The organism is Streptomyces sp. NPDC088747, from assembly GCF_044751025.1.
In the GTDB taxonomy this organism is placed as follows: domain Bacteria; phylum Actinomycetota; class Actinomycetes; order Streptomycetales; family Streptomycetaceae; genus Streptomyces.
This window is the reverse complement of sequence record NZ_JBIVKZ010000031.1, coordinates 16702-29866: the sequence shown is the minus strand read 5'-3', so window position 1 is coordinate 29866 and position 13165 is coordinate 16702. Positions and strand designations below refer to the sequence as shown.

Sequence of the window (13165 nt, the reverse complement as noted above, 5' to 3'; positions counted from 1 at the left end):
CAACGCCGCCCGTAACCGGCTCACTTCATACGCGTCCACACACCCAACATGCTCCTGATCAGCATCAACGGAAAGACCTAACGAAGCACTACTAGCCCTCCCCGGAGATACGCACGAGGAGGGGCCGCCGAGATCCCGGCGGCCCCTCCTCCCCCCTCCTGATACGGCCCCGTCCGTCACTACCGGGGCAGCACCACGACATACGCCGCCGGATCGCGGTCGTTCGACGCCATCAGCGCGGTGCGTACGACGGTGGCCTGCTGTTCCATCGCGTCGCGCAGCTTCTTGGGCGTGATGTGGACGACGGTGATGCCCAGCCGCTCCAGGTGCTCGCGCTTGCGGGCGTACTCCGACCAGAGCGCGTCCTCGTCCTGGCGAGGGGCGCGGGTGTCGAGTTCGAGGGCGACCGCCTGCTCCGGCCAGTAGGCGTCGAGACCGCCGAGGTGGGGACCGCCGGGGAGCCGGAGATCCACGTTCCACACCGGGTCGGGCAGGCCGAACTCCCGCACCATCCGGTACAGGCGGTCCTCCGCGATCGACCGGCCCTCGGCCAGGAGCGAGTCCACCGCGTCCACCACATGGGGCCGCGAGAGCAGCCGGGCCTGCGTCAACTCCCGCACGACCGCGGCCGGTTCGCAGTGCCCGGCGCGCACCGCCTCCGTCAGCAGCCGGCGCACCGCGTTCGCGTCCGACAGCTCCGCCACCGCGTCGGCCAGCGCGCGCGGCACGGGGGCGACCGGGACGCCGGTGACGTACGAGGGGGTGGGCATGGACGGCGTACGGACGACGCGGGCGCAGCCGGTGGAGCGCAGTCGGCGCAGGCGGGGGACCAGGACGTCGATCGAGTCGAGGGAGAGCAGCGGCGGAGCCGAGGTGAACCCGTGCAGGGTGAGCGCCGCCAGGCCGGTGATGACCGCGTCCGTGTAGGGCCGTTGGGCGTGCGGCGCCTCGGCTCCGGGCTGCGCCGGAATCGCCGGCGCCGGCCGCGCGGGGGAGCGGCCGGCGAACATCAGCACCGCGTGCAGCCGCTCCTCGGAGGTGGGCGGGCCGGGGTGCAGGAGGAAGACACCCGGCAGGAACTGCTGCCAGGGGCCGCCCGGCCGGCACTGCTCGTTGGTCTCGGCGGCGCTCACACCGTGCGCCTTCAGCTGTGCGGTGGTCAGCACACGCCGCTGTACGTGGGACAGGTGACGCAGGGGGCGGGGGGAGTGCGAGAGCGGGGTGTTGTGGTTCATGACCCGGGGTTTCCCGCGCCGGGGCCGCCCTCTAACCGCTGTTACACGCTCGTCGACAAACCGGGACAAGCTCGCCCTAAAGTACGGACGTTCGACTGCCGAAAGGCGCTGCTCCGGACGGGGATCAGTAGGGGTTACGGCTTTGAGTATCTGTACTTCGTCACCACTGCGTGCGCTGGTATTTCATGACCGCCGGTCCGGGACCGACGCCCGGTCACCACTGCTGCTCACACGCCGGGGGGCGCGGGCTGCACGGCCCGCGCCCCCCGCGTCTGGTCCCGTCCGTCAGCCGGCCGCGGCCGCGTCGACCGCCTGCCCCCGCAGCCCGCGCGCCAGGTCGTCCCGGGCCTCCAGCACCAGCCGGCGCAGCGCGGGCGCCGCGCTCTCGTGGGCCGCGAGCCACGCGTCCGTCGCGTCCAGGGTCTCCTGCGAGTCCTGGAGGGCGGGGAAGAGGCCCCGCACGACGTCCATCCCGATCTGGATCGAGCGGTCCGCCCAGACACGCTCGATGGCGTCGAAGTACTTCGTGGCGTACGGGGCGAGCAGCTCGCGCTGGGACGGCGGGCCGAAGCCCGCGATGGTCGCCTCGACCAGGGCGTTGGACAGCGCGTCCGACTCGACCACCGAGGCCCAGGCCTGCGCCTTGACCGCCGCGGAGGGCCGGGCGGCGAGGCAGCGGACCTGGTGACGCCTGCCCGACGCGGTGTCGTCGCGGGCGAGTTCGGCGGCCAGCGCGGTCTCGTCGGCGACCCCGTGCGCGGCCAGCGGCTCCAGGAACGCCCAGCGCAGCTCCTGGTCGACATCGAGACCGTCGATCTTCGCGGTGCCCTCCAGCAGGCCCCCGAGAAGCTGGAGGTCGGCCGCCCCGGACGCGACCCGCGCGAAGAAACGGGCCCAGGTCAACTGGTGCTGGCTGCCCGGCTCCGCGAGCCGCAGCTCCTTCAACGCGCCCTCGGCGAGCAGGCGTTCACCCGTCGCGCGCCAGTCTGGCGCGGCGTAGAAGGTGAGCGCGGAGTCGGCCCAGGCGTGCAGCGTCTGCAGGACGCCGATGTCGGACTCGCGCCCCGCGAACCGCAGCACCAGGTCGAGGAAGTCGCGGGCCGGCATCAGCGCGTCACGCGTGAGATTCCACAGCGCCGACCAGCACAGGGCGCGCGCCAGCGGGTCCGTGATGTCGCCGAGCCGCTCCCGCAGCGTGTCCAACGAGCCCTCGTCGAACCGGATCTTGCAGTACGTCAGATCGTCGTCGTTCACCAGGACCAGGTCGGGGGCCTCGGCGCCCACCAGTTCGGCGATGACCGTACGGGGGCCGTCGACGTCCGTCTCCACTCGCGCGTACCGCTCGACGGCGCCGTCCGGCGTACGCCGGTACAGGCCCACCGCCACCCGGTGCGGGCGCAGTTCGGGGTGCGACTCCGCGGCCTCCTGCACGATCGCCAGCTCGGTGATCCGGCTCTCCGAGCTCAGGATCACCTGCGGGGTGAGGGAGTTGACGCCCGCCGTCTGGAGCCAGGACCGCGCCCAGGACGCCAGGTCACGCCCGCTGGTCTCCTCCAGCACCGACAGCAGGTCGCCCAGGCGCGTGTTGCCGTACGCGTTCCGCTTGAAGTAGCGGCGCGCGCCCTCCAGGAAGGCGTCCTGGCCGACGTAGGCGACGAGCTGCTTCAGGACGGAGGCGCCCTTGGCGTACGTGATGCCGTCGAAGTTGAGCTTGGCGTCCTGGAGGTCGCGGATGTCGGCGGTGATCGGGTGCGTGGACGGCAGCTGGTCCGCGCGGTAGGCCCACGCCTTGCGGCGGTTGGCGAAGGTGATCCAGCCGTCCTTGAAGCGGGTCGCCCCGACCAGCGAGAAGGCGCCCATGAAGTCGGCGAAGGACTCCTTGAGCCACAGGTCGTCCCACCACTCCATGGTGACCAGGTCGCCGAACCACATGTGCGCCATCTCGTGCAGGATGACGTTCGCCCGGCCCTCGTATGACGCCTGCGTCACCTTGCCGCGGAAGATGTACTCCTCGCGGAACGTGACCAGTCCGGGGTTCTCCATCGCGCCGAGGTTGTACTCGGGCACGAACGCCTGGTCGTACTTCCCGAAGGGGTACGGGTAGTCGAAGTGCTCGTGGAAGAAGTCCAGGCCCTGCTTGGTGACGAGGAAGACGTCGTCGGAGTCGAAGTAGGGCGCCAGGCCCTTGCGGCACATCGCGCCGAGGGGGATCTCCAGCGTCGTACCGTCGTCGAAGGTGCGGGTGTAGCTGTCGGTCACGTAGTGGTAGGGACCGGCGGCGAAAGCGGTGATGTACGTCGAGATCGGCTTCGTCTCGGCGAACTGCCAGACGCCGTCGGTGAGCACGCCGGCGCCGTTGCTCCACACCGTCCAGCCTTCCGGGGCCCGCACCTCGAAGCGGAACGGGGCCTTGAGGTCCGGCTGCTCGAAGTTGGCGAAGACGCGCCGGGAGTCGGCGGGCTCGTACTGCGTGTACAGATACACCTCGCCGTCCTCGGGGTCGACGAAGCGGTGCATGCCCTCGCCGGTGCGGGAGTAGGCGCACCGGGCGTCGACGACGAGTTCGTTGTCGGCCGCCAGGTCCTCCAGCACGATCCTGGTCCCGTCGAAGACCTCGCCGGGGTCGAGATCCCTGCCGTTGAGCGACAGGGCCGTCACGCTCGGCGCGATCAGGTCGGCGAAGCTCGTCGCGCCCGGCTCGGCGCAGCGGAAGCGGATGGTGGTCACCGAGCGGAAGGTGCGCGGCGCGCCGTCGACGGCCTGGTCCCCGACGGCCGAGCGCAGGTCGAGGGACACCTCGTACCCGTCGACGGACAGCAGCGCGGCCCGCTCCCGGGCCTCGTCGCGGGACAGATTCTCACCGGGCACGGGTGCACTCCCTCTGGGCTGGCCGGACAGTTCGGTACAGGGCCGATCCTGCCACGTGCCCCTGACACCGGGCACCCGGGGAATTGGCCGGGTGACCGTTGGTGTTGCAGCGACAAAGACCACTTTCCGAGGAGAGCCATGCCTGAGCAGAGCGCAACGACGAGTTCCGGTTCCGGCAAGACCCCCGTCGACTTCTGGTTCGACCCGCTGTGCCCCTGGGCCTGGATGACCTCGCGCTGGGTGCTCGAAGTGGAGAAGGTCCGTGACATCGAGGTCCGCTGGCACATCATGAGCCTCGCGGTGCTGAACGAGCCGAAGCTGGACGAGCTGCCCGACGACTACCGCGAGCTGCTCTCCACCAAGGCGTGGAAGCCGATCCGGGTGGTGACGGCCGCCTGGCAGAAGCACGGCGACGACATCCTCGGCCCGCTCTACACCGCGCTCGGCACCCGTATCCACAACGAGGGCCAGGGCCCGACCATCGAGGCGATCGCCGCCGCGCTGGACGAGGTCGGCCTCCCGGCGTCCCTGCTCGACTACGCCGACCAGGAGAACTTCGAGTTCGACGCCGAGCTGCGCGCCTCCCACAAGGAGGGCATCGACAAGGTCGGCCAGGACGTCGGCACCCCCGTCATCGCCGTCCCCGGCGCCGACGGCGAGCAGGTCGCCTTCTTCGGCCCCGTCGTCACCCCGGCACCCAAGGGAGAGGCCGCCGCCAGGCTCTGGGACGGCACGCTGCTGGTGGCCTCCACACCCGGCTTCTACGAGATCAAGCGGTCGCGTACGGCCGGGCCGGACTTCAGCAACCTCTAGTCGCTCGCGGCGGCGGGGATCCGGAGTTCCTCGGGGAGGTCCCCGCCGTCCCGGTGTCTGTACGTGCTCTGGACCCGCACGCAGCCCGCGTGGGCGCAGCGGATGTAGGTGTCCACGTTGGTCCGCTCGGTGGCCACCCTGGCCGCGGCACGCTCCGCGTCGGTCGCCAGATGCCTGAAGACCCGCATTCCGTGGCAGTTCTCGCACCACCTGTATCGCATGTACGCCTCCCGTTAGGACGCTCCGGACCCGCGAGCCTAAACGCCCGCGGGCCGGGGCGGCAGTGCGGAACGCGGCCCGCGGGGCGAAAGTGGTGACCAGGGGTGGTGACAAAGGATGTCCGGAAGCACACCCCCAGGAGCGGCGGGGCCGGGAAAACCCCACACCACGGGGGCGCCACCTGGATACTGCTTGGTCATGAGTACGCCCCTCGGGTCAATGACGACCCTCCTCCTCGCCCGGCACGGGCAGACCGTCTGGCACGCCGAGCGGCGCTACGCCGGGGTGAGCGACGTTGCCCTCACCGCCGAGGGCCGGGCCCAGGCGGAGGCCCTGGGCCGCTGGTGTGCCGTGCAACGGGTCGACGCGGTCTGGACGTCCACCGTCTCGCGCGCCGCCGCCACCGCGGAGCCCGCCTGCCGCGCCCTGGGTGTCGCCCCGCGCCGCGAACCCGCCCTGCGGGAGTGCGACTTCGGGGTCCTGGAGGGCCGCACCCTGGCCGAGTTCGAGGCCGAGAACCCGATGCGCGCGAAGGCGTTCCGGACGGATCCGGTGGCGTACCCCTTCCCGGAGGCGGAGGACCTCCGCACGGCGGCCGCCCGCGGCGTGCGTGCCCTGCACGCCATCGCGTCCGCGCACACCGGCGAACGGGTCCTGGTGGTCGCCCACAACACCCTGTTCCGGCTGGTCCTCTGCTCGCTCCTGTCCATCCCGCTGGGCGAGTACCGGCGGGTGTTCCCGCAGCTGCGCAACGCGGCGGTCAGCGAACTCCGCGTCCAGGACGGCGCCGTCGCCCTGCTGTCGCTCAACGTGCCGTGCGCGCGATAGCCAAGCCGCCGTGCCCGGAGACAGGGGAAGGCCCCCGCGAGTCACGTCCTCGCGGGGGCCGCCCTTTCATCCGCCCGCCACGTGAAGGTTGAGAAGACGATCACGAGCAGGACGCTTCACACGGGCCCCGGGTGCCGGCGCGGGTGCCGGGGCCTCAGGCCGTACGGGCCTCAGGGGGCCAGCAGCAGCACGTCGGCGCGGGACTTGGCGGCCTCGTAACGCCGGGCCACGTCCTGCCAGTTGACGACGGCCCACATGGCGTCGATGAAGTCGACCTTCTGGTTCCTGTACTGGAGGTAGAAGGCGTGCTCCCAGGCGTCGAAGACCAGGATCGGCGTCGAGCCCTGGCCCACGTTGCCCTGGTGGTCGTAGACCTGCTCGACGATCAGGCGGCCACTCAGCGGCTCGTACGCCAGCACACCCCAGCCGGATCCCTGGGTGGTCGCGGCGGCCTTGGTGAGCTGCGCCTTGAATCCGGCGAAGGAGCCGAAGGACTCGGTGATCGCGTCCGCCAGTTCGCCCACACCGTCCGCGGCCAGCGGTTCACCGCCGCCCTCGCCTGTCATGTTGTGCCAGTAGACGGAGTGCAGGATGTGGCCGGAGAGGTGGAAGGCCAGGCTCTTCTCCAGGCCGTTGACCGACCCCCACGACTCCTTGTCCCGCGCCTCCGCGAGCTGCTCCAGCGTGTCGTTCGCACCCTTCACGTACGCCGCGTGGTGCTTGTCGTGGTGCAGTTCGATGATCTCGGGGCTGATCACCGGGGCGAGCGCGGAGTAGTCGTACGGCAGCTCGGGAAGTGTGTAGACGGCCATGCCAGGTCCTCTCCGACCTCTTATTGCAACAAGCTTGCAACTGCACGCTAGCAGCAGGATGGCTCGGTGTGTGCTCGGACGCGCAAAAGGGTTCTTCGCGGCGGGGGAAGAGGGAGCGAGGCGTCTTTGGCGGAACCCCACAGCCCACCCGCACGCCACCCGCGTTGCAGAAACGACCCCACCTCAGTGACCAGCGTCACGCCGAAGACGGCATACCCCGCCTCCTTTGTGAGAAGGCGACCAACCCCCGGCTCCCCGCTTTGTCGACCGCTGACGGTGATCGCCCGCGCACCCCTGGGATAGCGTCACCGTGTCCCGAACTGCCGTCACCCCGCCGGAGTCCCCATGAGCACCGCTGCCGCCACCGCCCGCCAGGGCATCCGCCCCGGCGAGGTCCTCGCCGACCTGCTCCCCGTCTCCCGCGTCAGGGACGCCGCCCTGGTCGTCGGCGGCGCCGCCCTCACCGGCATCGCCGCCCAGATCGCGCTGCCCGTCCCCGGTTCCCCGGTGCCGGTGACCGGGCAGACCTTCGCCGCGCTCCTGGTGGGCACGGCCCTCGGCGCGCGGCGCGGCCTGCTCTCGCTCGCGGTGTACGCGCTCGTCGGCATGGCGGGCGTGCCGTGGTTCGCCGGCGGCGGCTCCGGCACCTCGGCGCCCTCCTTCGGCTACGTCCTCGGCATGCTGCTGGCCGCCACCGTCGTGGGCGCCCTCGCCCGCCGCGGCGCCGACCGCTCCGTGCTGCGCATGGCGGGCACGATGCTGCTCGGCGAGGCGATCATCTACGCGATCGGCGTCCCGTACCTCGCCGTCGCCACCGGCATGTCGTTCGGTGCGGCGGTCGCGGCCGGCCTCACCCCGTTCCTGATCGGCGACGCCCTGAAAGCGGCCCTGGCGATGGGCGTCCTGCCCACGGCCTGGAAGTTCCTCGACCGCTGACGTTCCGCCCGCAAGTCACCAGTGGTCCCGGGTACGGAGGGGGCCGGAAGCCACGCCCGGCTTCCGGCCCCCTCCGCTCTCACCTCACACGGTTCGGTCCCGCCGCGGCCGCCGCTGGACCCACCAGAGACCGGCCGCCCCTGCCGAGAGCAGCGCCGCGCCCGCCGCGCCGAGCGGCAGGACCCCGCTCTCGCCACCGGTTTTCGGCAGCGTGTCCCCGCCGGGTGCCACCGGCGTGTTGTCGGTGCCGAGCAGCAGCGGGGTGGCCGGGGCGTTCGGTGACGGGTTCGTCGTCCCGAAAGGCACCGGGCCCTGCTGCCAGAACGTCTTCGCCCCATCGCTCGTCTGCACCGGCAGACAGATCTTTCCGGTCTTGCTCAGATCGAACGTGGCATCGACGGCGTACGACTTCGATTTGCCCGCCGCCAGATTGCCGACGGCGCAGCTGAAACCGCTGTTCGACCCCTCCGGAAGATCCCCTTCGGCGATTGCTGAACAGCCCTTTACGCCTTTGACCGTCAAGCCGTCGAAACCGACCACCAAAAGCCGGATGTCGCCGCTTCCCTTGGTCCCCTCGTTTTTCACGGTGGCGGTGATCGCCGTTTTCTGAGAACTGTTGTCCACGGAGATCTTCTCCGGCAGCAGCGTGGTGAGCTTCACATCCGCCGGTGCCTCGTCGACCGCCTTTCCCCCCTTGCTGCTCCCCGGCCCCTGGTCTTCCGCGACGGCTGCGCCGGGAAGGATCATCACGGCCGAGAAAGAGGCCGTGATCAGCGATCCGGCGATGGTCGTCGTACGACGAGAACTCATGTTCGTCCCCCTTGGCTGCGCCTGAATTCGCAGTACTTGAAGAGGTACCACAAGATTTCTCCGCACTATGCTGGTACGGCCTGAAGTGTGACCATTGAGTTTCTGAGTGGTGCTGGTGTGACGGCCGATTGTGACGGGTGTCGAGGGGGTGCGGGGATTGTCGGGGAATGTGCGGGGCGGTGTTCCGGGACTATTGGTGACGGGGCGATATCGGCTGGTCGAAAGTATTGGGCAGGGGGGAATGGGGCGGGTGTGGCGAGCCGCCGACGACATGCTCGACCGGCAGGTCGCGGTCAAGGAGATGCGGATAGACGGACTCGACCCGGAGGACACCCGGACCCGACGGGAACGCACGCTGCGGGAGGCCAGGGCCACGGCCCGGATAGACCATCCCAATGTCGTACGCATCTACGACGTCGTGGACGAGGGCGAGCGGCTCTGGATCGTCATGGAACTGGTCGCGGGCCGCTCGCTGGAGCAGCTCGTCGTGGAGGACGGACCGCTCGGCACGCGCGAGGCTGCCCGCATCGGGCTCGAACTGGTCGTGGCGCTGCGCCAGGTGCACGCCGGGGGAGTGCTGCACCGTGACATCAAGCCGGGCAACGTCCTGGTCGAGCGCGGTGGCCGCCGAATCGTCCTCACCGACTTCGGCATCGCCGCGATGCAGGACGCGAAGGCGCTGACCATGGCGGGGATGCTGGTCGGTTCCCCCGACTACATGGCGCCCGAGCGCATCTCCGGCCGGCCGCAGGGCCCGCCGTCCGACGTGTGGTCGCTGGGAGCGACCCTCTGCGCGGCACTCGGCGGCCGTTCCCCCTTCTCCCGCGCCACCACCCTGGCCACCCTGCACGCCGTTCTGTACGAGGAACCCGAACTCCCCTCCTCCGCGGGCGACCTGCGCGACATCCTGGCGGCCCTCCTGGAGAAGGAGCCGTCGGTCCGCCCAGGCCTGGAGGAACTCGAGTCGCAGCTCGGGCGGTTGGTGTTCCCGGGACCGGCGACGGGCGGTGTCCCCCTGCCGGAGACGGCGCCTGGGGGCCTGGCGGCGGACCCCGGTCCGGCGTCGGAGCGCGAGGCGGCCGAGACCTCGGCGCCCCCCGTCTCTCCCGTCCGCATCGAGTCGCCCACGCCCGTATACCTGGGCGCGGAGCTCGTGGGGGAGATACGTGAGCGGGATCCGGAGCCCGATCCGGAGCCCGATCCGAAGCCTGATCCCGCGCCGGAGCCGGAGCCGGAACCCGAGGTCTCCCGTGCGCCGAAGCGCGAGGCCGAGGCAGCGGCGGCGGCCGAATCCGGGACCGATCCCGACGTGGCCGATCCCGAGCCCGACCCCGTGGAGGACGCGATACCGCCCGGCCACGCCCCGGCGCGCAAGGGCGCGCTCGACTTCAAGAAGCCCCGTCCGGAGCAACCCGCGCCCGCCGTCCCGGAAGCCCCGCCGGAGGCCCCCGGCGCCCCGGAGCCCGGCGGCACATCTGAGGCGTCCAAGGCGTCCGACGCCTCGAACGATGCGAATGCCGTGAACGCCTCGAACGCCTCGAACGCCTCGAACGCGTCCAGCGCCGCCAACGCCTCCACCGAAGTCCCGTCCGAACTGCGCACGGAGGTCGGCTCCGCGACGCCCTCGGTCTCCGCGTCCCCCACGCGCACCGCGGAAGCCGTGACCGAGGCCCGGTTCCTCCCGGCCCCCGTCCCCACGACCCCGACCACGACCGCGCCCCCGTCTCACGGCGAACCCCCCGGCGAGCTCCCCGGCCCCGCCGTACCCGCCCGCCCGCGTTCGAGCCGGCGCCGTCTGGGGCTGCTCACCGGCAGTGGTGTCGTCGCGGCGGGAGTGGTCGTCTGGCTGGTGGTCGCGGCGAGCGGCGGACCGCCCGACGACGACAGGGCGAGCTCATCGAACCCCTCGTCGGCGACCGGCCCGGCGGCCAGTTCCTCTCCCACCGTCGAGGGCACGTCACGCCCGCCCAGCCTGGCCCCGGGCGCGCACCGAGAGGCAGGCGGGTACGCGTGGGTGACGCCCAAGGGCTGGCGGCGGGACCTGAAGACGGGTTCCGAGGTGCACTACACCTCGCCCGACGGCAAACAGGAGCTCGCGGCCAAGTCCTCCCTGGCCAAGGGCGACCTCATGGAGACCTGGCGGACCTCGGAGCGCAACGCCCGTCAGGGGCAGGGCTACCAGAAGATCCGCCTGGAGGAGACGACCTTCCGGGGCCGCCCCGCGATCGTCTGGGAGTACCTCTTCATGCTCCAGGGGACGCGCTGGCACGCCCAGTTGCTCGGCTTCGACGCCGACGGGAAGTCGTACCAGATCAACACCTGGTACCAGCCGGACATCGAGGACCAGGCACTGAAGGTCTACGAACAGGTCAAGAAGGACTTCACCGTGCTCTAGGACCGTTGCCGGGCGCCCCCGGCCCGGATCAGCCGACCTTCACCTCGGCCCCGTCACGCGGGTCGTCCGAAGCCTCCACGGACGACGCGCCCGCTCCGGTCTTCTGCCGTATCACGGCGATCACGAGCACCACCGCCGCGACGAGCAGCGAGAGCAGGACCGTCTCGCGGCCGTCGTGCTCGGTGTCGGTCAGCATGTAGCCGAGCACGAACACGATCAACGCGGCCGTCGCCCAGGTCAGATAGGGGTACAGCCACATCTTCACGACGAGCTTCTCGGGCGCCTCCCGCTGGATGATCTTCCGCATCCGCAGCTGCGAGAAGCAGATCACGAGCCAGACGAACAGGGCGACCGCGCCCGAGGAGTTGACCAGGAAGAGGAAGACCGAGTCCGGGAACTTGTAGTTGAAGAAGACGGCCACGAAGCCGAAGGCGACGGAGACGAGGATGGCGGTCCTGGGCACACCGCGTGAGGTGGTCCTGGCGAACGCCTTCGGCGCGTCCTTGCGCCGGCCGAGCGAGAAAGCCATCCGGGAGGCCGTGTAGAGCCCGGAGTTGAGGCAGGACAGTACGGAGGTCAGCACGATGAAGTTCATGATCTGACCGGCGTGCGCGATGCCGAGGGAGTCCAGGGCGGCGACGTACGAACCCTGCTCCTTGATCGACGGGTCGTTCCACGGCAGCAGGGCCACGACCACGAAGATCGAGCCGAGGTAGAAGACGCCGACGCGCCAGATGATGCTGTTGGTGGACTTGGTGACGGCACGCTGCGGGTCCTCGGACTCACCGGCGGCGAGGGTCGCGATCTCGCTGCCCATGAAGGAGAAGACGACCAGGAGCACACCGGTGAGGATCGCGCCGGGCCCATTGGGCAGGAAGCCGCCGTGGTCGGTGAGGTTCCCTATGCCGGCCTTGTCGGTGTCGGCACCCGGCAGCACACCGAGGATCGCGAGCACGCCGATCACGATGAACCCGCCGATCGCCACGACCTTGATCCCGGCGAACCAGAACTCGAATTCGCCGTAGGACCCCACCGACACCAGGTTGGTCGCGGTGAGGACGACCATCACGATGAGCGCCCACCCCCACTGGGGGACGGCGGGGATCCACCCTTCGAGGATCTTGGCCCCGGCGGTGGCCTCGACGGCCAGCACGACCACCCAGAAGAACCAGTACAGCCAGCCGATCGAGAAGCCGGCCCAGCGGCCGAGCGCGCGGTCGGCGTGGGCGGAGAAGGAACCGGACGTGGGATTCGCGGCGGACATCTCACCGAGCATCCGCATGACGAGGACGACGAGCGTCCCCACCAGGGCGTAGGAGAGGAGAATGCCGGGCCCGGCGGTGGCGATGCCGGAGCTGGAGCCCACGAAGAGCCCGGCTCCGATGACACCGCCGATGGCGATCATCGACAGATGACGGTTCTTGAGTCCGGCCTGAAGGCCGCCGTCGGGTTCCGCGGGGCCTCCGGGGCCGTCTGCGGCCTTCGTGGGGGTCGGCTGCGAGGTCATGAGGGGGGATTCCTTTTCGCCGGTCGAACAGATCGCCCGTACGAGCGGTAGCGGTGGGGCGTACGAGCCGGTCCAGTGAATCGGAGGTAAAGGAATTCGTGAACCTTTGATTCCAGATCGTTACTTGAGGTTTGCTTGAGGTTCTGTAGTGTTGCCCGCACTTTTCCTCGTGGGCACCCGGCGAGGCCGAAGCGAAACAGCCGTGTCACACTCGGAGCATGCGCGTGTATCTCGGCTCCGATCATGCCGGTCTCGAATTCAAGACCCACCTCGTCGAGTGGCTCAAGGCCGCCGGGCACGAGCCCATCGACTGCGGGCCCCACATCTACGACGCCCAGGACGACTACCCGCCCTTCTGCCTCCGCGCCGCGGAGCGGACCGCGGCGGACCCCGGCTCCCTCGGCATCGTGATCGGCGGCTCCGGCAACGGCGAGCAGATCGCCGCGAACAAGGTCGCCGGCGTACGCGCCGCCCTCGCCTGGAGCGAGGAGACCGCTGCCCTGGGCCGCGAGCACAACAACGCCAACGTGGTGGCCGTCGGTGCCCGCATGCACTCCCAGGAAGACGCGACGAAGTTCGTCGAGATCTTCCTCAACACCCCGTTCACCGGCGAGGAACGCCACGTCCGCCGCATCAACATGCTCACGGCCTACGAGACGACAGGCGACCTGCCCCCGATCCCGCCCCACCACCCGAACAGCCCGTCCGGCGTTTGAGGACGAGGCCGTTCAGGCCGATGCGG

11 protein-coding genes are annotated in these 13165 nt (G+C 70.4%); 5 read left to right on the top strand and 6 right to left on the bottom strand.

The window, feature by feature from the left end:
• Nucleotides 1-179: 179 nt before the first annotated feature.
• The gene (locus ACIP79_RS42095) at nucleotides 180-1235 is read right to left on the bottom strand and encodes a hypothetical protein (protein WP_401233236.1); all 1056 of its coding nucleotides are present in this window, start codon (nucleotides 1233-1235) and stop codon (nucleotides 180-182) included.
• 285 nt (nucleotides 1236-1520) lie between these two features.
• Nucleotides 1521-4103, bottom strand: coding sequence for an aminopeptidase N (gene pepN, locus ACIP79_RS42090; RefSeq protein ID WP_401233233.1), 2583 nt, complete (start codon nucleotides 4101-4103; stop codon nucleotides 1521-1523).
• Between the two features lie 138 nt (nucleotides 4104-4241).
• Here pepN and ACIP79_RS42085 point away from each other — a divergent pair, with 138 nt between their 5' ends.
• On the top strand, nucleotides 4242-4916 hold the full coding sequence (locus tag ACIP79_RS42085; protein ID WP_401233231.1) for a DsbA family protein: 675 nt from the start codon (nucleotides 4242-4244) through the stop codon (nucleotides 4914-4916).
• On the opposite strand, the gene ACIP79_RS42080 is transcribed toward ACIP79_RS42085, so the two are convergent.
• Nucleotides 4913-5137, bottom strand: coding sequence for a hypothetical protein (locus tag ACIP79_RS42080; protein WP_401233228.1), 225 nt, complete (start codon nucleotides 5135-5137; stop codon nucleotides 4913-4915). The genes ACIP79_RS42085 and ACIP79_RS42080 overlap by 4 nt on opposite strands.
• Before the next feature lie 196 nt (nucleotides 5138-5333).
• On the opposite strand from ACIP79_RS42080, the gene ACIP79_RS42075 reads away from it, so the two are divergent.
• Nucleotides 5334-5963, top strand: a complete 630-nt coding sequence (locus ACIP79_RS42075; protein WP_401233225.1) for a histidine phosphatase family protein — start codon at nucleotides 5334-5336, stop codon at nucleotides 5961-5963.
• Between the two features lie 170 nt (nucleotides 5964-6133).
• Here ACIP79_RS42075 and ACIP79_RS42070 read toward each other — a convergent pair whose 3' ends face one another.
• Nucleotides 6134-6775 (bottom strand): superoxide dismutase, encoded by a 642-nt coding sequence (locus ACIP79_RS42070; protein WP_401233223.1) that lies wholly within the window; start codon nucleotides 6773-6775, stop codon nucleotides 6134-6136.
• A 345-nt stretch (nucleotides 6776-7120) separates the two neighbouring features.
• On the opposite strand from ACIP79_RS42070, the gene ACIP79_RS42065 reads away from it, so the two are divergent.
• Nucleotides 7121-7711: a biotin transporter BioY gene (locus ACIP79_RS42065; RefSeq protein WP_401233221.1), complete on the top strand. Its 591-nt coding sequence runs from the start codon at nucleotides 7121-7123 to the stop codon at nucleotides 7709-7711.
• Between the two features lie 84 nt (nucleotides 7712-7795).
• Here the strand turns inward: ACIP79_RS42065 and ACIP79_RS42060 are convergent, their stop codons facing one another.
• A complete protein-coding gene (locus ACIP79_RS42060; RefSeq protein ID WP_401233218.1) occupies nucleotides 7796-8521 on the bottom strand; it encodes an LPXTG cell wall anchor domain-containing protein in 726 nt (241 codons plus the stop codon).
• Between the two features lie 241 nt (nucleotides 8522-8762).
• On the opposite strand from ACIP79_RS42060, the gene ACIP79_RS42055 reads away from it, so the two are divergent.
• Nucleotides 8763-10916, top strand: a complete 2154-nt coding sequence (locus ACIP79_RS42055; protein WP_401233215.1) for a serine/threonine-protein kinase — start codon at nucleotides 8763-8765, stop codon at nucleotides 10914-10916.
• 28 nt (nucleotides 10917-10944) lie between these two features.
• On the opposite strand, the gene ACIP79_RS42050 is transcribed toward ACIP79_RS42055, so the two are convergent.
• On the bottom strand, nucleotides 10945-12423 hold the full coding sequence (locus ACIP79_RS42050; protein ID WP_401233212.1) for an amino acid permease: 1479 nt from the start codon (nucleotides 12421-12423) through the stop codon (nucleotides 10945-10947).
• A gap of 218 nt (nucleotides 12424-12641) precedes the next feature.
• Here ACIP79_RS42050 and ACIP79_RS42045 point away from each other — a divergent pair, with 218 nt between their 5' ends.
• Nucleotides 12642-13139: a ribose-5-phosphate isomerase gene (locus tag ACIP79_RS42045; protein ID WP_401233210.1), complete on the top strand. Its 498-nt coding sequence runs from the start codon at nucleotides 12642-12644 to the stop codon at nucleotides 13137-13139.
• Nucleotides 13140-13165: the final 26 nt, after the last annotated feature.